Source organism: Rhodopila sp. (genome assembly GCF_965277165.1).
GTDB lineage: Bacteria > Pseudomonadota > Alphaproteobacteria > Acetobacterales > Acetobacteraceae > Rhodopila.
The window spans coordinates 2,584,314-2,605,369 of the sequence record NZ_CBDICE010000006.1 but is presented as its reverse complement, the minus strand read 5'-3'; the positions used below and the strand labels follow the sequence as shown (position 1 = coordinate 2,605,369).

General features: G+C 64.6%; 19 protein-coding genes. 11 read left to right on the top strand and 8 right to left on the bottom strand.

Translation table 11 applies throughout. The annotated features are described in order from the left end of the window. Positions 1-4: 4 nt before the first annotated feature. Entirely contained in the window at positions 5-961 is a 957-nt protein-coding gene (locus ACQY4Y_RS24145; protein ID WP_428493118.1) for a LysR family transcriptional regulator, read from the top strand. 95 nt (positions 962-1,056) lie between these two features. On the opposite strand, the gene ACQY4Y_RS24140 is transcribed toward ACQY4Y_RS24145, so the two are convergent. From ACQY4Y_RS24140 to ACQY4Y_RS24105, 8 genes are all read right to left on the bottom strand, one after another. Further along, the gene (locus ACQY4Y_RS24140) at positions 1,057-2,448 is read right to left on the bottom strand and encodes an MmgE/PrpD family protein (RefSeq protein ID WP_428493117.1); all 1,392 of its coding nucleotides are present in this window, start codon (positions 2,446-2,448) and stop codon (positions 1,057-1,059) included. 202 nt (positions 2,449-2,650) lie between these two features. Then, complete coding sequence (locus ACQY4Y_RS24135; protein WP_428493116.1) at positions 2,651-3,787, bottom strand: DegT/DnrJ/EryC1/StrS family aminotransferase; 1,137 nt, start codon at positions 3,785-3,787, stop codon at positions 2,651-2,653. A 48-nt stretch (positions 3,788-3,835) separates the two neighbouring features. Then, positions 3,836-5,794 carry a polysaccharide biosynthesis protein gene (locus tag ACQY4Y_RS24130; protein WP_428493115.1) on the bottom strand — a complete coding sequence of 653 codons (1,959 nt, stop codon included), beginning with the start codon at positions 5,792-5,794 and terminating at the stop codon, positions 3,836-3,838. Positions 5,795-5,897: 103 nt separating this feature from the next. Then, positions 5,898-7,742: a tannase/feruloyl esterase family alpha/beta hydrolase gene (locus ACQY4Y_RS24125; RefSeq protein ID WP_428493114.1), complete on the bottom strand. Its 1,845-nt coding sequence runs from the start codon at positions 7,740-7,742 to the stop codon at positions 5,898-5,900. 176 nt (positions 7,743-7,918) lie between these two features. Then, positions 7,919-8,959, bottom strand: coding sequence for a Rieske 2Fe-2S domain-containing protein (locus tag ACQY4Y_RS24120; protein WP_428493113.1), 1,041 nt, complete (start codon positions 8,957-8,959; stop codon positions 7,919-7,921). Positions 8,960-9,083: 124 nt separating this feature from the next. After that, positions 9,084-10,748: a hydantoinase B/oxoprolinase family protein gene (locus ACQY4Y_RS24115; RefSeq protein ID WP_428493112.1), complete on the bottom strand. Its 1,665-nt coding sequence runs from the start codon at positions 10,746-10,748 to the stop codon at positions 9,084-9,086. Continuing rightward, a complete protein-coding gene (locus ACQY4Y_RS24110; RefSeq protein WP_428493111.1) occupies positions 10,745-12,814 on the bottom strand; it encodes a hydantoinase/oxoprolinase family protein in 2,070 nt (689 codons plus the stop codon). Before ACQY4Y_RS24110 ends, ACQY4Y_RS24115 begins: the two co-directional genes overlap by 4 nt. Before the next feature lie 84 nt (positions 12,815-12,898). After that, a complete protein-coding gene (locus ACQY4Y_RS24105) occupies positions 12,899-14,341 on the bottom strand; it encodes an MFS transporter (protein ID WP_428493110.1) in 1,443 nt (480 codons plus the stop codon). An 85-nt stretch (positions 14,342-14,426) separates the two neighbouring features. Between ACQY4Y_RS24105 and ACQY4Y_RS24100 the strand changes: the two genes are divergently transcribed. The 10 genes from ACQY4Y_RS24100 (at position 14,427) to ACQY4Y_RS24055 (ending at position 20,887) form a co-directional block, all read left to right on the top strand. After that, positions 14,427-14,627, top strand: coding sequence for a hypothetical protein (locus ACQY4Y_RS24100; RefSeq protein WP_428493109.1), 201 nt, complete (start codon positions 14,427-14,429; stop codon positions 14,625-14,627). Continuing rightward, complete coding sequence (locus tag ACQY4Y_RS24095; protein WP_428493108.1) at positions 14,627-16,054, top strand: amidase; 1,428 nt, start codon at positions 14,627-14,629, stop codon at positions 16,052-16,054. Before ACQY4Y_RS24100 ends, ACQY4Y_RS24095 begins: the two co-directional genes overlap by 1 nt. After that, positions 16,051-17,049, top strand: a complete 999-nt coding sequence (locus ACQY4Y_RS24090; RefSeq protein WP_428493107.1) for an asparaginase — start codon at positions 16,051-16,053, stop codon at positions 17,047-17,049. The genes ACQY4Y_RS24095 and ACQY4Y_RS24090 overlap by 4 nt, the downstream gene beginning before the upstream one ends. 251 nt (positions 17,050-17,300) lie before the next feature. Continuing rightward, positions 17,301-17,894: a DUF1937 family protein gene (locus ACQY4Y_RS24085; RefSeq protein WP_428493106.1), complete on the top strand. Its 594-nt coding sequence runs from the start codon at positions 17,301-17,303 to the stop codon at positions 17,892-17,894. Then, complete coding sequence (locus ACQY4Y_RS24080) at positions 17,891-18,235, top strand: lysozyme (protein ID WP_428493105.1); 345 nt, start codon at positions 17,891-17,893, stop codon at positions 18,233-18,235. Before ACQY4Y_RS24085 ends, ACQY4Y_RS24080 begins: the two co-directional genes overlap by 4 nt. Then, positions 18,232-18,483, top strand: a complete 252-nt coding sequence (locus ACQY4Y_RS24075; RefSeq protein ID WP_428493104.1) for a hypothetical protein — start codon at positions 18,232-18,234, stop codon at positions 18,481-18,483. Before ACQY4Y_RS24080 ends, ACQY4Y_RS24075 begins: the two co-directional genes overlap by 4 nt. A gap of 256 nt (positions 18,484-18,739) precedes the next feature. Further along, complete coding sequence (locus ACQY4Y_RS24070) at positions 18,740-19,192, top strand: hypothetical protein (RefSeq protein WP_428493103.1); 453 nt, start codon at positions 18,740-18,742, stop codon at positions 19,190-19,192. A gap of 83 nt (positions 19,193-19,275) precedes the next feature. Then, on the top strand, positions 19,276-19,617 hold the full coding sequence (locus tag ACQY4Y_RS24065; RefSeq protein WP_428493102.1) for a hypothetical protein: 342 nt from the start codon (positions 19,276-19,278) through the stop codon (positions 19,615-19,617). Positions 19,618-19,673: 56 nt separating this feature from the next. Further along, positions 19,674-20,276 (top strand): hypothetical protein, encoded by a 603-nt coding sequence (locus ACQY4Y_RS24060; protein ID WP_428493101.1) that lies wholly within the window; start codon positions 19,674-19,676, stop codon positions 20,274-20,276. Further along, the gene (locus tag ACQY4Y_RS24055) at positions 20,273-20,887 is read left to right on the top strand and encodes a lipase family protein (protein ID WP_428493100.1); all 615 of its coding nucleotides are present in this window, start codon (positions 20,273-20,275) and stop codon (positions 20,885-20,887) included. The genes ACQY4Y_RS24060 and ACQY4Y_RS24055 overlap by 4 nt, the downstream gene beginning before the upstream one ends. Positions 20,888-21,056: the final 169 nt, after the last annotated feature.

The window sequence follows — 21,056 nt, the reverse complement described above, 5'->3', positions numbered from 1 at the left end:
AATGATGAACGACGGGATCCGGACCCGGCCGGTGGCGATGCCGAAGGCTCGGATCAGTATCGGCACGGCGGAACTTGAAACATTCGTGGCAATCGCTGAACTGGGTAGTTTCAGCAAGGCTGCGGAACGTCTCTCCCTAGCGCAGCCATCGGTCAGCAACCGAGTTCAGCGGCTGGAACGGGCAGTAAAGGCAAGGCTGTTCGAACGGACCACGCGGGCCGTTATCCTGACGCAAGCCGGCGAGAAGCTGCGCGCCCGGGTTCAGCCAATCATCCGCGATCTTCATGCGGTGCTAGATGAATTCACCAATGAGGCGGACATTCGCGGGCAGCTAGTCGTTGTCGCGACCACACCCACGCTGGCGGCCGTGTTGCTGCCCCCGATCCTGAAGCGGTTCTCAAAATCTCATCCGTCCTTACAGGTCGAGGTCCTTGACCAGCTTCCGTCCAAGCTGGCCTCCGAAATCAGCGCGGCGCAGCTCGATTTCGCGGTGTTTTCGCACCAGATGCCGATCGAGGGCGTGGCGTTCGACCGAATCGCGGCGAGCAGCTTCATGGCGGTCGGCCCGGTTGGGCTTGCGGCAATGGCCGGCCCAGCCACGCGGGTGGAGGATTTGGCTGGTCACCCATTCCTGCTGCTCGATTCCTACCGATTGGCGATTGCCGGGATCTTCGCTGATATGAAAACCGCATTCGCGCCGTTGCGCACAGCCAAGAACGTTTCCACCCTGCTTGGATACGTCGCGGCGGGGCTCGGTTTCACCGTGTTGCCCAGCCTGGTGATACGCCTGTCGGGAGCCGCATCGGACCCTCGCTACCGAGTGCTACCGATAAGCGGGGTCGGCTTGGTGCGCGACTATGGCATCGGACATTTGCCAGGTCAGACCTTCAGTCCCGCTGCAAAGGCACTCGCCGCGGCGGTTCGCGCGGAACTGATCGCGGCCTGCGCCCCAATCGAATGATACCAGGCGGCGCTCGCGCTGACTGGTAGGCGCGCCGGGTTGGCGGGCGGCGGCGCGCGAAACCAAGACTCATACCAGGCGGCGTTTGCGCTAACTTATGCGACGCACAGACGCATCAGTTCGTCCAGCGACGGGGCGGTTTGCAGATTCAATACGATGTCGGCGATCCGTTCGGCTGCTTTGGTCGGTATCGCTCGGGTGGCGTTCGCCATGAACTTGTTCACGATCACCTTGCGTGACAGGGGAAGATCAGGCGTACCGAGACTCGCGGGTTGGCGATGTCGCTCGGTTCGGCCGTCACGCAGATGGACGATGACCTCGCCAGGGAAATGAGCCGGGTAATCGCTTTCCGGGTCGTCGATGCAAACCGTCCGCTCCGTCAACTCCATCAATTCGGGCGCGTCAAGCGGTTCGTCGTAGAAGGCGGTAAGGTCCACGCGGCCACGCGCCAGGGCGGTGGCGACGACAAAGGGAACGCTGAACAGTGCCTGGTAGGGCGTGGCCGGCCGAATGCGAATGGATCTTGGCAGAGCGACAATCTTGTGCAGCGGGGCGGTCAGCTTGCATTCGATTTTTTCGATCTCCGCCACGTCGAAGCGATCACGCAACTCCAAAGCCGCGTCTGCGAATGCGTGGATAAAATGGCAGCAAGGATAGGGTTTGATCGCGAGGCCCAGCGTCTGCCAAGTCTCGCCAAGGCCGCGACTGGGCAGGTCGTCGGCCTCAGGAATGCGTTGCAAATGGCTTGAATAAAAGCCACGGCGGCCTTCCAATACTGTGGCTGGCCCCGAGAATCCACCTTGGCCAAGGGCCACGGCGGACAGGCCGCAATGCGCGGCCCAACCCGGGTGAAGTCGCTTCAGCCAGGAGTTGTCCTGTTCAAGAATGCCGCCCGCCATGCTGCCGCATAGGCCGAGCGCCCAGACCATCGCCTGGCGGTCCGCCCCTGCCAGACGGGCCGCCGCGACGGCGGAAGCGAACGTGCCGCACATCGAAGTGGGATGCAGGCCGCGGTCATGAAAAACGCCGGCGCCGACCAAGGCGAGCCGGCAGCCGACTTCGAGTGAGGCGATAAACGCAGTCAGGACCGAGCGTCCATCGGAGCGGTTGGCGTTTCCCGCGGCCAGGCACGACGCCATAGCCTGCGCGCTTGCGTGATAGATCGCACCGATGTGCGTATCGTCGAAATCGAGCCCGTGCGCGAGGACGCCGTTGACCAGGGCAGTCGAGGCCGGGGGCAACATCGCGCCGCTGCCGATCGCCACCGCTTCTCCGCTACCTCCCATCGACCGGGCAGCCTTTAGAACAGCGCGACCGAAGTCGAACGTCGAGGAAGCGAGCGCTATCCCGACCACGTCAAGAAAGTGCTCCTGGGCCAGCGACACGACCGCGGCCGGGATGGCGTCGAGGTCGAGGCCAAGTGTGAAGTCTGCGATGATCTCGGCTTCCGTTTTCGGCCTCGATAGGGCTTGCGCTGGTGCTGGCATCACAATTCGTTCCCTACGCCATCAAAGCTTCAGGTTGAAGCGATCATGGTCTGATTTGTTGCAGAGGGCGATTGCCGGCGGAGGTTGATCCAGCCTCAGACCATCGCGCTCTACGGTGTTGCCACGATAAGCGCGGCACTGCGGTGACGGAAACGATTTGTCTCTATCGCGGCATAGGCGACCGCTATGGGTGGGTGGACTCTCAGACCGTCGCGAGCATCGCGGTGCAGATCCGGTCCACGTCGTGGTCGGTCAGGTCGGGATGGATCGGCAGCGCCAGGATGCGCGTGGCAAGATCCTCGGATACCGGCAGCGCCGAACCGTCGTGCTGGGCGCTATATGCCGGCTGGCGATGCAACGGGCGAGGATAGTAGATCGCCGTTGGCACGCCTCCGGCGCGTAACACCATCTGCGCCCGGTCGCGGGCGGCCTCGTCGTGCAGCAGGATAGCGTAGATCGCCCAGGCGCTGGTGCTGTCGGCCACCCGCTTCGGCGTGGTCACAGCGTTGCCCAGCCGCTGGTCATAGATCTGGGCGATCCGCTCCCGCGCCCGCAGTTCCTCGGGAAACACCGCCAGTTTGGCCAGCAGCACCGCGGCCTGGATCGAGTCCAGCCGGCCGTTCATCCCGGTGCGCAGAACCTCATACCGCGTCTTGCCCTCACCGTGGGTTCGCAGGCTGCGATACAACTCGGCCCGCTGCTCGCTTTCGGTGAATAGCGCGCCGCCATCGCCGTAGGCACCCAGCGGCTTGGACGGAAAGAAGCTGGTCGCCGTCGCGTCGGCCTGCGAGCCGAGCATTTTGCCGTGCAGGCTGGCGCCGAAGCTCTGCGCCAGATCGTCAAGCAGGAACAACTCGTTCTGCCGGGCTATGTCGCGCAATGCCGGCCATTCGGCCGACTGACCGAACAGGTCCACGCCGATGATCGCCCGCGGCTTCAGTTTGCCGTCGGCGCGCACCTGCTCGATGCGTTGCGCGAGGTGAACCGGGTCGATCTGAAAGGTCCGTGGATCGACGTCCACGAACACCGGCGTCGCGCCCAGCAGCAGCGGCACCTCCGCCGTCGCGGTGTAGGTGAAAGCGGGCAGGAACACGGCGTCGCCGCGCCCGATGCCCTCGGCCATCAACGCGATCTGCAACGCATCGGTGCCGGAACTGACGCTGACGCAGTGCGCCGCACCGCAGAACTTCGCCAGCGCGGTCTCGAGCTCGCGAACCTCGGGGCCGAGCACGAACTGGCAGTGCTCCAGCACCGCATCCAGTCGGTGCCGCAGATCGATGGCGATGCGGCGCTGCTGGGCTTTCAGGTCAAGAAATGGGATCGGCTGTTTATCGGTCATGGAACCCTTGAGTGCGAAAATGGATGAAGCAACACGGCCGGCGCACGGTCAGGCACGAATTTCCCCGGCGGACCCGTCGATGTTGTGCTCGAATTCCGGAACCAGCCTTCCCAGCAGGGTCAACGCCAGCTTCACCTGCCCGCCCCGGCAGGCGCTGCCGATCTCCTCCATCGCGCGCCCGACGATAGCGGGGTCGGCGGTGCGGGGCGTCGCCATCAACAGGCCCGCATAACCGGTCGGCACCGGCGGCTCCTTGCCGTGAAACAGTTCCTCATACAGCTTCTCGCCAGGGCGCAGGCCGGTGAAACGGATTTCGATGTCCTGCTCCGGCTGCAATCCCGCAAGCCGGATCATCTGGCGTGCAAGATCGACGATCTTCACCGGCTCCCCCATGTCCAACACGAAGATGCCGCCGTTCTCGCCCGCCGGCAGCGACGCCCCGCTGACACTCAGTACGCTGGCCTGCAGCACCAGCCCCACCGCCTCGCGCACCGTCATGAAATAACGCTGCATGTCGGGATGGGTGACGGTCAGCGGGCCGCCGCGGCCAAGCTGGCGCTGAAACAGCGGCACCACCGACCCGGTGGACCCCAGCACGTTGCCGAACCGAACGGTAACGCAGCGCATGCCCTGATGCGAAGACCGCGCCGAGATATCCAGCGCCTGGCAATACATCTCGGCCAGCCGCTTGGACGCGCCCATCACGCTCGTCGGGTTGACCGCCTTGTCGGTCGAAATCAGCACCATCGCAGACGCCCCGCTGGCCCGCGCCGCATCGGCGACATGACGCGTGCCGGCCGCATTTGTCGCCATGCCCTCCAGCGGATTGGCCTCCACCATCGGCACGTGTTTCAGCGCCGCCGCATGGAACACAAGGTCCGGTCGATGTTCCTCGAACACGGTGCGGATCCGGGCCTCGTCGCGGATGTCGGCAATCAGCGTGCGGCGGTTCACCTGAGCATGGGTTTCCGCCAACTCCAAATCGATCTGCCACAGCGCGTATTCGCCATTGTCCAACAGGATCAACGTTGCGGGACCGAACGCGGCGACTTGGCGCGCCAGTTCGCTGCCGATCGTCCCCCCCGCGCCGGTCACAATGACCCGCCGCCCCTGGATCAGTCGCGCCATGCCATCGCGATCCAGTGGTACCTGCGGCCGATTGAGCAGGTCCTCGATCGCGACCGGGCGGAGCTCGACCGGGCGCGGCTGGTCAGGATCGGCCAGCGCGGTGGGCCGGGGTGCCTGGCGCACTTGCAACCCGAACCGGTCGGCTTGCGCCACGACCTGAGCCAGACGGGCGCCGGACAATTCCGGGGTGACGAACACCAGAGTGCCGGGCAGCCGGTCCTCGGCCTGCAATTGCGCCAGCACCGTAGCGGCATCGTTGAGCGAACCCAGGATACGGTGACCCTGGATGCGCCGCCCGGTCTGACGATCCGACGACGCGAGCAGCCCCTCGACCCGGAACGCCTGACGGCGATCCTGCGACAGTGCCCGGATGAACAGGTCGGCGTCCTCGATGCTACCGACCAGCAGGATCGAGGCAGCGTCGAGTTGCGGCGGCTTGGTCGCCGGGCGGCCGCGGCGCCAACGGTAGCCGACTCGCGGAGCGCCCAGAAAAAGCAGTAAGGTCAGTCCGTAAATGAACGGAAACCCGACGCTGCTCGGTGCCGCTGATGTCGCCAGCGTCGCCGCCGTGAACAGTGCCGCGCCGGTGGCGGCGCTGGCGGCAACCGTCAGCAGATCGCCGATCGCGGCGAACCGCCAGTATTGCAGCGAAAGCCGGAACGGGATCCCGGCAAGCAACAGGCACAGCGCGCCCAGCGGGATGGTCCAAAGCGGATAAAGCGCGGGCGCCCCCGGTTCGGCGAGCCAACGCGCCACCGGCACCGATAAGGCCGCAAAGCCGCCATCGATGGCAACATTGACGGCAATGCGAATCAGGGAGCGCGCCGCAGCCATGGCCGGGATATAGCGCGGGCAGGGCAGGGAGGATAGCGCGGCCACGAGTCGGAGGTTTCCGGGCTCGCTCCGCCGTCCCTTGATGCCCGCCAAACGGCTAAGCGCCGCCCGCTCTGGCCGGGCGGACGCCCCCAGTCGGTCGCTTCGTTTACGGCCCGTAAATCGGCGCCGGCGCCAGGATTCGGTCCCCCTGATTGCGCACGCAATCGAAGCTTGCCGCATCGCTCGGATCGCCAGAGCCACGATAGGCCGCGTGCCGAGGGTATTGGCAAATCGGCCGCTGCAACGCGATGCCCTGCGCCGGCACATCATTGACATACTTGGTAGCGATGATCTGGGTCGGCGCCACGCCTTTCTCCACCCAGTCGGTCAGCGCCGCCAAGGCGTCGTCGGTCGGATCGCCCGGCTTCGGCGAAGCCACCTGATCTTGCCCACCAAACGCATTCGGTCCAGGACCGCCACTGCAGTGCCACATCCCGGGAGCCATGAACAAGCGTGCATAGTCGGCGAGCCTCGACGCTTCGCCGCGGCGCAACGCCCGCCAGTAATCCACTGCCGCATAGCCCGGAATCAGCGGATCGGCCCAACCCTGGTAGAGGATAAGCTTGCTGCCGTTATCGCGAAACGCGCCAAGGTCGGTGCTGGTCGCGTTCAGTGCCTGGGCAAAGCTCATGTCGCCCACCCGAGAGTTGTCGATGGCGCTGATTTCCGACGACAGCATCGCGACCGGATCGGTGGGGTCGGCGAAAAAATCTTGCCACTTCCAATCCGGCCCAAGGGCCCAGAAGATTAGTCCATCAAATGGCGGCTCATTTTCTGATTCAGCCCAGACCAGGCCTAGATTCCCGACCGGATTTGCCGCCGTCAACGGCACCGGAGTCTCACTGCTGCGGAGGAAACCGGGCTGCAGCCGGCGATCACGATCGTCCACCGGGCCATGCCAGATCGCCTCCATCGCCGAGGCCTGCTCAGGCGCCAGGCAAGTGCAAGAGCTCGCGTTCGCATCGGTACAAGGCACGTCGGTTTCGGCCCCAGTGCATTGCAAGGTGCGGGCATCGAAGCGGCAGGCCGCCGGCTGTGTCAGGAACCCATCCCCAGCAAGCCCGCCGTCGTGACCGCCGCATTTCGCCAGCACGGCGTTGTTGATCAGCGACAATGCCGGCACGGTCAACAGGCTGGACGTCGAGGCATGCGTCCAGGCATAGGGCCATGATCCGGACATATGCAGATGCGTCCGATCAAACGCCGGCGCCCCGGCCAGGATGCCGTTATAGTCCTCGGGGAAGCGCTGCGCCTCCATCAGCGATTGCTGCCCTCCCGTGGAGCAGCCAGCAAAATAGCTGTGCTGCGCGGCATTGCCATAAAACGCGCTCACTACCTGCTTGGCCACCACGGTCATCAGATGGGTGGCGCGGTAGCCGAAGTCCTTTATCGAGTCGGGATGCCCATTTAGGCCCGCCGGCGGGCCGCCGAGTCCGGTGCGTCCACCGCAATACAGCGAGTTGCAGTGGTAAAGCACGCCGGTGCCCAGGTCCGTGTTGGCGACCGCGTAACCTTCCAGCAATCCACCGGCGAGCGCCGCCGTGCTGATCACACCGGCAAAGCCACCATTCCCAGTACCCAGGTACCGGCCGTTCCAACCCAAGTCGGGCATCCAGACCTCCACCAGGATCTGCGACTGGCTGGAATTCCCGGTCGAGGAGATGTCCAGCGCCACACGGCAGAACGGTGGCAGGCCGGTTATCGGCGTGGTGCTTCCCGTCGGCGTATAGCTGCCCGAAGTGATGTCTTGAACCGTGACCGGACCAACGACCGTGGCGCCGCCTTCCAGTTGCAGTGACAAGCCGCTGGCGAGCTGCGAACATTGGCTGGCGAGCGCCGACACACTGGCGCCAAGTGATGCAACGACGACAAGTGCCACTGTTATCAATACAGAACGGGTCCGCGCTCGGATCAGCATAGTCAAGTCAATCCCGTGAGCTTTTTTGCTCATTCTTCCGCCCTCCCCAACCTTACGCGGAAGTTACGCACGATCAATTTCCCACTGTCGAGGTTGCGTGTGATCACACCACCGTGCAACCGCTTAGGAGATCCGATATCGAAACAACATTGACGGGCAATCCAGCAAGCGCGGCGCCCGGCCTGAGGTCCGGTCAACCGTTCCTCCGACTACTGCGCGGCGAGCCCCGTCGCCTCTTCCGCGATCAACCGATCCACCGTGCGGCGCATGTGCAGCCGAGCCGCATCGGTCGCGATATCAACCAGCGCGGCTTCGCCCAGCTCGGTCAAACGGGCCTGCTGGGCTTCCACCACTGTACGATCCTCATTGAACGCGGCGGCGATCTCGTTGAACAAGCTCTCGGTCGCGGCTGCCTCGTTAGGCCGGAAACCGTTTGCTGTCGACCAGAAGTAGAAGCAAGTCGTGTCGGTCTCCGGCGTCAGTCCGTGGAACAGCCGGAACCGCAACTTGCTGTCTTCGATCTTCCCGTCGCCGTAGGCCCCGGCCTCGTCGGCGCCGCTGAACTGCAGGATCGCCCCCGGAGCAATGAATTCGAACATCTGCACCCGATCGATGCGGCCCTGAAATCCCACCGCCCGCATATAGGTCGGCGGGGGCACCGAGTTCAGCATCCAACGGCTGAACTTCAGTCCAAACGCCGTGCGAACCGTGTCCATCTTTGCCTCGACATGGATCAGCGGATTGCCGCCGATGGTTGAGGTATGAACGTAGCCGAGATGCGTCAGGTCCATCAGGTTGTCCACCATCAGCATGGCGGCGCTCTTGATCGAATACATCGTGTGCTTGTGCGGCCAGCGTGCGGTGTCGTTATGCCACGGATACGACACGATCGTTGCCGGATCGGCCTTCGCCGGATCGCCCATCCAGATCCACAGCAAGGCGTCCTGCTCCACCACCGGGAAGGCGCGCACCCGAGCCCGTTCAGGGATGCGGTCCTGGCCGGGGATATGAACGCAGCGGCCGGACCGGTCGAACGTCAGACCGTGGTAACCGCAGGCCAGCCCGCGCTCTGTTACCTGTCCAAGGTGCAGCGGAGCGCCGCGGTGACAGCACATATCCAGCAACCCGGCGGCGTTGCCTGCAACGTCGCGAAACAACACCACCGGCTCGTTGCAGATCCGCCGAGGCAACGGCGTTTCACCGACCTCATCGGCCCATGCGGCGACATACCAGGCGTTGCGGATGAACATAACGTGCTCCCTATTGCGGTCCGGCTTGTCGCCGGTTGAAGCCGCATAATCCGCTGTCGGGAGGCTGTCCTGTCAAGCTTGCCGAAGCCAACAACTCCGTCGACCCAACCTCCGAGCAGCGTGGCTATTCGACGCCGTAATCGCGTTTCGCCGCCTCTGCCGAAAGATACCCCAGCCGCACGTCCCGCCGCACCGCCGCGGGATCTCGCTCCGCTGCTGGACCCATTCCGCCACCGCCCGGCATTTCGATGATCAGCCTTTCTCCCGATGGCACGACCTGCAGACCTTTCGGCTGCAACCCGACCCCCGACTTCAGCGACACCGCCCCGCGCTGACCGGGACCGCCGCCGTTGCGCCCGCGCGCTGGAAATTTGACCCGTTCAAACCCAGCAAACAGGCCAAACGCGGCATCCTCGCGGGAGCTGATTTCCATCACCTGACCCAAACCACCGCGATACCGCCCGGCCCCACCAGAATCCTGCCGCAACTCCTTACGCCAGATCACCAGCGGCGTGATCGCCTCGGTCGCCTCGACCGGAACGTTGCGAACGCCGGACGGGAACGGTGTCGCCGACAGCCCGTCCTGCCGGGGCCGCGCGCCAGCGCCGCCGGAATGGAAACTCATGACCATGAACGGCGTGCCGGACCCCGCGCCGACCCCGGTCAGGCCATGGCCAGCAACCATCTTCAGACTCCACAGGTTGGACGTGCCCTCAGCCGGCACCCGCCCCGGGATCGCCTGCTCCAGCGCGCCATAAACGACATCGGGCATCATGTGGCCGATCGAGGATCGCGCATACACCGCCGCCGGATACGTCGCACTGACGATGGTTCCTGCCGGCGCCGTCACCTTCACCGCATCCAGCGTCCCGGCATTGTTCGGGACGCTCGGCGCCACCACGCAGTTGATCCCGAACGTTGTATAGGCTTCCGTATAGCATAGCGGGCAGTTGATGGCGTATGTCGACATCCCGGACGTGCCGGTATAATCGACATGGATGGTGTCCTCGGCAATGGTTACCGAGGCAACCAGATCGAGCGGCGCCTCGTAGCCATCGATCCGCATGCTGTTCATCCATGTCCCTTTCGGTAGCTTCCCGATGGCTTCGGTCATCGCCCGCCGGCTGCGGCTGATGATCTCCTGGCCCAGTACATCAAGGTCGTCCAGCCGGAATTCACGCATCATCGAGACCAGTCTGCGGCTGCCGATCTCGTTGCAGGCGATCAGCGCGTAGACGTCGCCGATCACCTGCACCGGCTCGCGCACGTTGGCGCGGATCATGGCCAGCAGGTCCTCGTTCATTTCGCCGCCGCGAACCAGCCGCAGCAGTGGGATGAACAGCCCTTCGTGCCAGATTTGCCGGCCCTCCGGCGTCTGCCCGACGCCGCCCATGTCAACCAGGTGCGACGTGCAGGCGAACAGCGCGACGATCCGACCGTCAATAAAGGTCGGCGAGACCACGACCAGGTCGTACAGGTGCCCGGTTCCCTTCCACGGGTCGTTGGTAATGTAGACATCACCTTCCTTCATCGAGGCCACCGGGAAGACTTGCAGAAAATGCCCCACCGAGGCCGCCATCGTGTTGATGTGCCCCGGCGTCCCGGTCACCGCCTGTGCCAGCATCCGCCCGCTGAGGTCGAACACGCCGGCCGAGATATCGCCGGCCTCCCGCGCGGACGTGCTGAACGCGGTGCGCACCAACGTCTGCCCCTGCTCCTCGACGACCGACAGCAGCCGGTTCCACATGACCTGCACATCGAGTTCCCGGATGGTCCGGTGGTCGTTCATGCGGTAACTCCTTCGATGATGATTTCACCGCTATAGCCGATACGCGCCTCGAACCCGGTAGGAACGATAGTCGTGGTGCCATCCTCGACAATCGCCGCAGGCCCGCGAAGCCTTGCTCCCGGCAAAAGCGAAGCACGCCCGTACACCGGCGCATCGATCGCGCGGCCACTTGCGGCCTCGACCATCCTGCGCGTCCCTTGCGCCACCGCTGGTGCGCCTTCGTCAACCCGCGGATCAGCCGGCGGCAACGCGTAACGCTGCGATAACGCCAGGGTCCAGGTCACCGCCTCGACTTCCAAACCAGGAATGATCCGGCCAAACAACAGTGTGTATGCCTTCTCGAACGCCCCCCGCAGCGCGGCCTGATCGAGCTCGGAATCATCCAACGGCACCGCGATCTCATGCCCCTGGCCGCGATATCGCATGGACCCCGTCCGCTGCTCGGAAAGCAATCCGGCCGGAACCCCAAGTCGAACCACTGCCTCGGCCTCCGCCCGCATATCGGAAAACAGCTGTCCAACCCGCTCAGGATCGAGCCCATCCAGCGGCAGCAGAAACGTCCGCGCGACCTCATAGGCGATCGGCGCGTCCAGGAACCCGTGCGCGGACCCAACGCCGGCGTCCACCGGGATAACAACCCGCTCGATGCCCAACTTCTGTGCCATCCGAGCGGCATGGAGCGGAGCCGCACCGCCGAACGCGATCAGCGTGCGGCCGACGGTGTCCTTGCCGTTTTCCACCGCATGCACCCGGGCCGCGCTGGCCATCGTCTCATCGACAATCTCGACAATCCCGCGCGCCGCCTCCTCTGCCGCCATTTCCAATCGCAATCCGATGTCGGTCAGCACCGCCCGGTGCGCCAGCGAAGGGTCGAGGCCGATCTTGCCGCCGGCAAAGCGCGCCGGGTCGATCCGCCCCAGCACCACGTCCGCGTCGGTAACCGTCGGCGCCGAACCGCCCCGCCCGTAGCAGGCCGGCCCCGGATCGGACCCCGAACTGTCCGGCCCCACGACGATCCGTCGCAAGTCATCCACCCGCCCGATCGACCCGCCGCCGGCGCCGATTTCCACCATGTCGATCACCGGGATCCGCACCGGGATTCCGCTGCCCTTGGCAAACCGATAAGCCCGAGCAACCTCGAAATGGCGCGACTGTTGCGGCGCATAATCATCGATCAGGGTGATCTTCGCGGTCGTCCCACCCATATCGAATGACAGCGCTCGGTTGTAGCCTCCCAGTGCTGCGATCCGCCGCGCCAGGATCACTCCCCCGGCCGGACCGCTCTCCACCAGCCGCACCGGGAACCGTGTCGCGGTCTCCACCGTGCAAACCCCGCCCGAGGACATCATCAGCAGCAACGGACACGCAACACCGATGCCGGCGAACCCGTCCCGCATGCGCCCCAGGTAGCTGGCCATCAGCGGCAGCACGTAGGCATTCGCGACCGTGGTCGATGTCCGTTCATATTCGCGGATTTCCCGGCACACCTCCGAAGACAGCGTGATCGCCAGACCCGGCATCGCGGCGGCCAAGATATCCCGCGCGCGCTCCTCATGCGCCGGATTGATGTAGGAGTGTAGGAAGCTGATCGCCAAAGCCTGGATCTGTTGCGCCCTCAGCACGTCAACCAGCCGAGGTAGCGCGGCTTCATCCAAATCCAGCAGCACCGACCCATCGGCCGCCAACCGCTCGGCAACCTCCAGCCGCAGGTCGCGCTCCACCAGCGGCCGCGGACGCTCCATGTAAAGATCGTACTGTTCGAAACGATGTTCATAGGCGATTTCCAGCGAATCCCGGAACCCCGCCGTCGTGATCAGCGCGGTGCGCGCGCCCTTGCGCTCGATCAGCGCGTTGGTGGCCAGCGTCGTGCCGTGTACCACCAGATCGACCGCCGATCCGCCGATCCCGACCTCCGCCAATATGTCCCGCGTCCCGGCGATCACGGCGTCGTCGGGAGCATCATGCGTGGTCAGCAATTTGCGCGAAACAGTCCGATCGGGCAGCGACAGCACAAGGTCGGTGAAGGTGCCCCCGATATCGACGGCAAGACGGGTCCGGGCGGTCATGAAGCAGTGTGCCTTGTCTGTTTGCGGGCACGGTAGAGCATGACCGCGCTGGGCGGAACCATGCAACGCCGTCGATACGCCCGTCTACCGGCTGACTGCCGACAGCGGCGGCGCCACGTCCTCCAGCGAACGGCGCTCGGCATTGGCTGCCAGAAAGCCGGCGACCACAGCCGCCACCACCATCAGCACGCCGCCCAGCAAATACCCCCAGAAGATCGACAGCCTCGACCCGGTATCGATCAGCTCGCCGAACAGCGCCGGTCCCGCGACGCCGCCGACCCCGGTGCCGAACGCGTAGAACAGCGCGATCGCAATCGCCCGCACCTCCAGCGGGAAGCTCTCGCCGACTGTCAGATAGGCGGAACTCGCCGCCGCCGAGGCAACGAAGAAGATCCCGGTCCAAGCCAGCGTCTGCTGCATCGCATCGAGCCAGCCCATGACGAACATCCAGCCGGTCATCACCATCAGCACGCCGGACAGGCCATAGGTCGCGGTGATCATGATCCGTCGCCCGATCGTGTCGAACAGCCGCCCCAGCACCAGTGGCCCGAGAAAATTGCCGATCGCGAACGGCAGCAGGAACAGCCCGACGCTGCCGGAGGCGACATTATAGAACCGCGTCAAAATCAGCGCATAGGTGAAGAACACCGCGTTGTAACAGAACGCCTGAGCCGCCATCAGCGTCACCCCGAGCCAAGTCTGTCGCCGATAGGTCGTGACCAACGCCTTCGCCCCGACCTTGAACCAGGACCGCACGTCTGTGCGCAATGTCAGCGTCCCGGGTGGTACCGGCGGCAGTGGCTTCCCAGTCTCCCGCTCGATGCGCGCCTCGATCTCGCCGACGATCTTTTCAGCCTCCTCCGGCTGGCCATGGGTCATCAGCCAGCGCGGACTCTCCGGCAGGAAGCGGCGCAACAGCACCACGATAAAGCCCAGCACGCCCCCGATAATGAACGCCGCCCGCCAGCCGATCTCGGGCGGCATGATCGCCGGATCCAGTACCACGGTTGCGCCCAGCGCACCGATCGCCGCACCAAGCCAGAAGCTGCCGTTGATCACCAGATCTGTGAATCCGCGACGCCGGGCGGGGATCAACTCCTGGATCGTGGCATTGACCGCGGCATACTCGCCGCCGATGCCGGCACCGGTCAGCATCCGGAACAAGGCGAACGACCAGAAGTTCCAGGACAGTCCGCAGGCGATGGTGGCGACCAGATAGACCAGCACAGTCACGGTGAACAGCTTCTTCCGCCCCAACCGATCGGTCAGCCAGCCGAAGAACAGCGCCCCACCGACCGCGCCAATCAAGTAGGCGCTGGCCGCGGCGCCGATCTGGCTGCCGGTCAGATGCAGCGTCGGACTGTCCGACAGCGCCCCGGACAACGACCCGACAACGGTGACCTCCAACCCATCCAGGATCCACGCGATCCCCAGCGCGAAGACCACCAGCCAGTGGAAGCCACTCCACGGCAGCCGGTCGAGCCGGTTTGGCACGTTGGTTTCGTATAGTTTCGACCGATCCAGCATGCCCCGCCCTCTTTGCCCACGTCGGATTGCTCAGTCTGGCGTTTTATTGCCTACTCACGGGCGACGAACCCGGAGACGCCGACAGATGGATGCTTTCGAGACCTCAGTTGAAGCAACGATCGCGCGATGGCACGGCGTCGCGCCGCCCAACGATCCGGCGAAACGCCTGGCGGCGGAACTGGCCGATACCATCCGCGCTTTCGAAGCGCTTCGCGGCACGCTGGTCTTCGAAGACGAGCCATCCAGCTTCGAGGCCGCCCTGCAGGCGACCAAGGAGCGTCTGTAATGGCCGGCCTCGCCGACCTCAGCCTGACCGAGGCCGCCGACATGGTCGGCTCCGGCAAGGCCACGTCGCTTGACCTGCTGCACGCCTGCTGGGCCAATCTCGACGCGGTCAATCCGCGCATCAACGCGATGATCTGGCAAGACCGCGACCAAGCCGAGGCCGCCGCGCGCTCGGCCGACGCCGCCTTCGGCCAGGGCCAGGCGCGCGGTCTGCTGCACGGCGTGCCAATGGCCCACAAGGACATGTACTATCAGGCCGGCAAACTCAGCACCTGCGGATCGGCACTCCGCCGCGACTTCCGTCCCAGCGTCACCGCCACGGTGATCCAGCGCCTCGCCGCGGCCGGGGCCTACACCTTCGGCGGCCTGAACATGGCCGAGTTCGCGCAGAACCCGACCGGTCACAACAAGACCTTCGGAGACTGCCACAATCCCTGGAATCTGCCCTACATTACCGGTGGCTCCTCGTCGGGGTCGGGTGCCTCGGTGGCGGCCCGCTGCAACTATATGGCGCTGGGCTCGGATACCGGCGGCTCCGTCCGTTTGCCGGCCTCGGCCTGCGGCGTAACCGGGCTGAAGCCCACGCAGACCCGCGTCTCGCGCTACGGCGTAATGCCGCTGTCGTTCTCGCTCGACAACGTGGGCCCGTTGGCGCGAACCGCCCGCGACTGCGCCCGGATCCTGACGGTGATCGCCGGGCATGATCCGCTCGACCCGACCAGCTCGCATGAACCGGTCCCGCGCTACGAGGATTTCATTGACGGCAACCTGCGCGGCCTGCGCATCGGTGTGCCGACCAACGTCTTTCTCGACGACGCCGACGCCCCGGTCGTCGCCGCCATGGAAGTCGCGCTGAAAGTTCTGACCGCTCGCGGCGCCAGCGTCAGTCGCATCGAACTGCCATTAATGGAAGCGGTCGCGGCCTACGGCGGCATCATTTCCCGCGTCGAGGCCGCGCCGATCCACGCCGAATGGATGCGATCCGACCCACAGGCCTACGGTGCCCATATCAGCGCCCGGATGTATCCCGGATACGCCATCCCGGCCGCCTATTATGTCGAGGCGCTCAGCCGCCGCGGCCCGGTGTTGCAGGCCTTCGCCGCCGAGGTCTTCTCCAAGTTTGACGTGCTGGCGACGCCGACCATCCGCACCTGCCTGCCGACGCTGAGCGAAACCGACATCGACCACGGGCCGCCGGGCACCGAGCACAAATTTATGGCGGTGTCGGCCAACACAAGGCCGTTCAACTATCTCGGCCTGCCGGCAATCAGCGTGCCGTGCGGGCTGGATCCGAACGGCTGTCCAATCGGGCTGCAGATTGCCGGCCGCCCGTTCGCCGAGGCACGCATCCTCAACGTCGCCGACGCCTACCAGCGGGACACCGACTGGCATCGAACCCGGCCGCCGATCCTGGCCGAGGCGGCATGACCAAACCCAAAGTCGCCTTTATCGGCACCGGTGGCACGATCGCCTCGTTGGGCCGAGGACCGTTGGACGTGCAGGACTACAGCGCCGTCGGCCATGTCATGCACGCCGAGGAAATCCTTGACCGCTGGCCCGAGACCGCCCTGGTAGCTGACGTCATCGCAGTGCGCTATCGCAACATCGTCAGCCCCGCCATCGGCTTTCCCGAATGGAAGGATCTCACCGCACTCTGCCGCCAGGTGGTGATCGATCATCCCGATCTTGCCGGGATCGTTATAGGTCATGGCACCGCCACCCTGGAAGAGACCGCATACTTCCTCAACCTGACGGTCAAGGTCGCGATACCCGTGGTGCTAGTGGGCGCGCAACGCCCTTCCAGCGCGCTGTCGAGCGACGCTGGCATGAACCTGGTCAGTGCCATTCGCGTCGCCGCCAGCCCGGACGCCCGCGGCATGGGCGTGCTTGCAGTCCTGAACGACGAGATCCACGCCGCGCGCGAGGTCACAAAGACCTCGACGCTGCGACTGCAGACATTTCGCACGCCGGATTTCGGCGTGCTCGGCCACGTCGACGGCGACGCGGTGGCCTTCTATCGCCGCCCGATCCGACGCCACGCACCGGATGCAGAATTCGATATCGGCGAAATCCAGGCGCTGCCTCGGGTCGATATTTCATACTCCTACGCTGGCGGCGATGGTGCCGCGGTGCGCGCGTTCGTCGCCGCCGGTGCTCGCGGCATCATCGCCGCCGGGTTCGCTCCAGGATTCTGCCCACCGGGCGAAATTGATGCGCTGACCGAGGCCGCGCGCCAGGGCATCGTCGTCGTGCAGTCGACCCGCGCCGGATCTGGGCGCACGTTTCGCGGCACCAGGCTGCGGCAGGCAGGATTTCTGATCGCCGATAATCTCAATCCACAAAAGGCACGCATTCTGCTGTCCCTCGCCCTGACCGCCAGCAGCGACCCTGATGTCATCATGCGCATGTTTCGGACCTATTGAACCAACTGCGGCTGCCTGCAAACCCGGTCGCGCGTGTTCTCACAGGCACGGCAGCAGCGCGAATTGAGGCAGCCCGGCCAGCATCGCCCCGCTCATGGACACCCGACTTTATTCTTTGATGTCGGAATTATCTTGACTTCCGACATAATTTGTGATTATATTCTTAACGCCGTGTTACCGCAGCTTCACGGCCTGCAAAGCCTGAAAACTGTTCGAGCCAGCTTCATTTCAGCGCCTGTTTGGAACCCGCTATGTTCGCAGCTTGGGCCGCATTCGCGGCGCTTTGGCCGAAGTTGTCGGCCAATCACACCGTCGCCGCGGCGACAACCGAGCTTGGCCTGTCGATCGGCGCCGGTAAGCGGACGCACATCCAGCTTGATAAGGACTACGACCGCTGGGATGTGATGTATCGGCTCGCCGATCAGGTTCACGACCATCTCGATACACTGCGTATTTCCACCGCGACAGACGGGTCTGATGCGTCGCCGATTTCGTGCAGAGAAACAATCGAACTATATTCAAAATACAAAGGCGGGATCGATGCTGCTTACGCGGATGTGTGCAAGCAGACCTCCGTCCCGCTGAAAGCGGGTATTCCAGCATCCACCTCGATCGCGCACGAGCATGGCGTTGCCGTTCAAAGTGGCATTGATCCTTTTGATCATTCGATGCGGCATCCGGCTGACCGCCCGCCGATGGACGCCGTCTGCGGTCTGATCTTCGGCATGATAGCTGGCTGGAATCGTTCCTTTGGCGTCGTACACAAGATCGAAATGTTCCAAGCGGCAGCCAAGCCTACCATCTATACGGAACTTGCGGTGGTTCCTGCGGAGTTTGCGGCGTGACCGATACCGCACTCCCCATTGCCGTTGACTTCATCGCTGAGCGCGAGGGTTTTCGGTCGGCGCCCTACCTCGACTCCGCGGGCAATGCTTCGATCGGATACGGCTTCACCTATCTCGCTGACGGCTCCAGAGTCACGATACACACGCCGCACATGTCGCAGCCGGTTGCCGAGATGCAGCTCGCAACGATGGTTGCTGGCGCTCTGAAGCATGTTCGTCTTCTGGTGACTGCCCCAATAACGGATCATGCCGCTGCCGCGTTGTGCAGCTTCTGTTACAATATCGGCGCGAACGCCCTGAAAACATCAACGCTGCTGCGTCTTCTGAACGCGGCGACATGAATGCAGCCTCCGCGCAATTCGCCGATTGGTGCTTTGCGGGCGGCCATAAAGACGCGGGCCTGGTCAACCGACGCGCCCTCGAGCGCGAACTCTTTCTCACCCCAGACGCGGCGCCCGTTGGGGACAACAGTCCAGCGGACCACGCCGTTTCCGTGCCGGTTGGCCGCTCAACCATTCACCCAGCGCCACGCGTCGAGGACGAAGCTGACCTGCTTGATGACCAGTTTAATACGGAAACAACACCATGAACTCGTCTTCGCCTGTCGCCACCGGCGCGGCTGCCGTAACCGGAGCCATGCTGGGCGGTGTCATTTCTTGGCTGTGCGCCGCGCTGCACGTCGCTCCGCCGCCACCGGACGTGGCCGCCACCATTGGCGCGGTGGTCCTGGTCAGCGGTCACAGCCTCATCAACTGGGCAAACCGGCGCTGGCCGGCTGCGCCCGTGCAAACCGTTTCTGTGCCAGTTGTTGCCGCACCGGCAACCGTTACCACCGGAGTCTCACGATGAACCGCCGCACTCTGCTTGCCACTGCCGTCGCGCTGATCCCTCTCGCCGCCTGCGCCACGAAGCTGACCATTTCGCAGGTCGCAGCCGACATTAACCTTGAGGCGCAGGGTCTGGCGCCGTTCGTCGCCGCGTTGGCCGCTGTGCCGAACATTCCGGCTGCCACGGTTGCCAAGGCGCAATCCCTGTTCGCCGTGATCCAGGCTGACGCCAAGGCGTTTGCTGCGAGCGTCGCCAACCCGCCCGCTGGGACCGTCCAAGAGGTGCAGCAGGCCGTTCAGGGTCTGGCGGCTATTGCTGCCACCATCCCGGCCCTGGCGCCTTATGCGCTGGTCATTCAGGCCGCCGTTGCTCTGTTGCCGGTCATGCTCACCGCAGTTGGCGTGCCGGTTGTGGGCGGCGCTCCGAAGATGAGCGCGGCGCAGGCGCGCGCGGTCCTGGCGGCGCAGTGATCCGCTGCGGCGCAATCCTGGCTGCCGTGCTTGTCGCGGGTTGCGCTGCGCAGGTCTACCGGTCGCGCGAGGCGCTGATCGGCATGTCGGCAACGGATCTGATCGCCTGTGCCGGCGTGCCGAACCAGTCCATGCGCAACGGGCCGAATGAGGTGCTGTTGCAGTGGGATGAAAAACCGACGGCAGGGAGCGCCTGGTTGGTGCTGCCGACACCGTTTGGGACCGCCAGGATAGGCGCTCCGAGTGAGTGCCATTTCCATGCTCGTGTGCTGCGTGACGGCACGGTTGCCGGGGTGTCGTTCTCCGGGCCTTCGATCGCGGACGATGCCGGTTCGTGCTCCGGTCTGATCGCTGAATGCTACGTGCATCCGGACAGGACGCAGATTCCGGCAGGGTATGACGCTTTCGAGATGTTGAAGAAATGAGACTTGGACGACTCCCCCACGATCCCGCCCGTGTCGGCGCCGTAACGCAGCACCGAATGGCACTCGCCCCCGCGCCCGCATCGTTGCCGCGGTCTGATATTGCCTGGACGCCTTCGCTGGTCCGCAACGATGTTCTGCCGACATGCAGTATCGCCGGGCTGATGAACTCGGCGCGGATATGGGCGCTTGTGCATGGATTCGATCTGGTGAACGTGGAGGGCGCGCTGCTGGCCTTCTATGCGTCGCTGGCGGGCTGCGCGGCAACCGAGGCAGCGATGGAGGCGACGGACGGCTTGGTGCTCCTGGACGTGCTGGAGCGCGCGCGCAACGCAGGTTTCGGCTGCGGAGAACAAACCCCGCTGGTTCCGCGGTTTGCCTCGATCCAGCTTTCGGACGCGGCGTTGAAAGACGCAATCTGGGCGCATGGCGCAGCCTACATTGGCGTCATGCTGTATGAGGCGGACGTGGAGCCTGACGCCAAGTGGGTTGGCGGAACAGAGAAGGCGGGAGCCAAAGTCGGCGGCCATTGCGTAGCACCGTGGCGTTATACGTCAGACGGTTACGGAATCGCGACATGGGGCGGCACGACAGAGGCCGACCCGGAGTGGTTGGCGTCACGGATCGAGGAAGCTTACAGCCTTCTTTGGACGTTCGCGTGATCCCGTCCGACGCCGAACTCTGCGCCGCTGCCGCCGCTGCCTACGTGTCTCCCGCAACGTTCGTGGTGAGCGACATCCACGCGGTCGTTACTTCGATCGGCGGGCTGATCGTGGTCGCATTCCGCGGCACGGTTCCGACCAGTTGGCGAGACTGGTTCCGTGACATTGATGCGGTTCCAACGCCCGTCATGGACCATCCGCGTTTGGGCTACTGCCATCGCGGCTTCATGTCGGGAGCGGAGGCGATCGTGCCGATGTTGTTGCCGATCTTGACGGGATCGTTCTACCTGACAGGTCATTCCCTCGGTGGTGCGCTGGCGGTGTCAGCGGCGGCCTTGATGACCGATCTGGGGCGGCCTCCTGTGGTGCTGACAACGTTCGGGGCGTCGCGCGTCGGCGTCGGCGCGCGGTTGGCCGAGGTGCTGGCTGGCGTGCCTGGGCGGTCTTATCGTTACGGCAACGATCCCGTCGTGGAAGTGCCGATCTGGCCGTTCCGTCACCACCGGGCACTGACGGATATCGGCGTCGCGGAGATCGACGCAATCGCGGATCATGCGATCTCGGCATATGCAGCGGCCCTGACGCCGGTTCTGGACATTGTCAAAGCTTAGCGCCGTATCGCCTTTACATCGACACGGCTTATGGCCCCAGATCGCTGACTTGACCGAAATGGCTATGCTTCAAGCAAGCCTGATTATCGGGCGGTGTCGCATCCCTCCGTGGAACTGCATGACCCGCATTCAGAGCTCGGGTGGGCGCGGCATCGGCAACTCGGGTCGC

What these genes read in the sequence shown, in the direction of transcription:
- ACQY4Y_RS24120 (WP_428493113.1), bottom strand. Translation starts at nt 8,959, where the DNA reads ATGTTCATCCGCAACGCCTGGTATGTCGCCGCATGGGCCGATGAGGTC.
- ACQY4Y_RS24065 (WP_428493102.1), top strand. Translation starts at nt 19,276, where the DNA reads ATGTCGGCAACGGATCTGATCGCCTGTGCCGGCGTGCCGAACCAGTCC.
- ACQY4Y_RS24075 (WP_428493104.1), top strand. Translation starts at nt 18,232, where the DNA reads ATGAATGCAGCCTCCGCGCAATTCGCCGATTGGTGCTTTGCGGGCGGC.
- ACQY4Y_RS24135 (WP_428493116.1), bottom strand. Translation starts at nt 3,787, where the DNA reads ATGACCGATAAACAGCCGATCCCATTTCTTGACCTGAAAGCCCAGCAG.
- ACQY4Y_RS24110 (WP_428493111.1), bottom strand. Translation starts at nt 12,814, where the DNA reads ATGACCGCCCGGACCCGTCTTGCCGTCGATATCGGGGGCACCTTCACC.
- ACQY4Y_RS24145 (WP_428493118.1), top strand. Translation starts at nt 5, where the DNA reads ATGAACGACGGGATCCGGACCCGGCCGGTGGCGATGCCGAAGGCTCGG.
- ACQY4Y_RS24085 (WP_428493106.1), top strand. Translation starts at nt 17,301, where the DNA reads ATGTTCGCAGCTTGGGCCGCATTCGCGGCGCTTTGGCCGAAGTTGTCG.
- ACQY4Y_RS24095 (WP_428493108.1), top strand. Translation starts at nt 14,627, where the DNA reads ATGGCCGGCCTCGCCGACCTCAGCCTGACCGAGGCCGCCGACATGGTC.
- ACQY4Y_RS24100 (WP_428493109.1), top strand. Translation starts at nt 14,427, where the DNA reads ATGGATGCTTTCGAGACCTCAGTTGAAGCAACGATCGCGCGATGGCAC.
- ACQY4Y_RS24090 (WP_428493107.1), top strand. Translation starts at nt 16,051, where the DNA reads ATGACCAAACCCAAAGTCGCCTTTATCGGCACCGGTGGCACGATCGCC.
- ACQY4Y_RS24140 (WP_428493117.1), bottom strand. Translation starts at nt 2,448, where the DNA reads ATGCCAGCACCAGCGCAAGCCCTATCGAGGCCGAAAACGGAAGCCGAG.
- ACQY4Y_RS24070 (WP_428493103.1), top strand. Translation starts at nt 18,740, where the DNA reads ATGAACCGCCGCACTCTGCTTGCCACTGCCGTCGCGCTGATCCCTCTC.
- ACQY4Y_RS24115 (WP_428493112.1), bottom strand. Translation starts at nt 10,748, where the DNA reads ATGAACGACCACCGGACCATCCGGGAACTCGATGTGCAGGTCATGTGG.
- ACQY4Y_RS24060 (WP_428493101.1), top strand. Translation starts at nt 19,674, where the DNA reads ATGGCACTCGCCCCCGCGCCCGCATCGTTGCCGCGGTCTGATATTGCC.
- ACQY4Y_RS24105 (WP_428493110.1), bottom strand. Translation starts at nt 14,341, where the DNA reads ATGCTGGATCGGTCGAAACTATACGAAACCAACGTGCCAAACCGGCTC.
- ACQY4Y_RS24125 (WP_428493114.1), bottom strand. Translation starts at nt 7,742, where the DNA reads ATGAGCAAAAAAGCTCACGGGATTGACTTGACTATGCTGATCCGAGCG.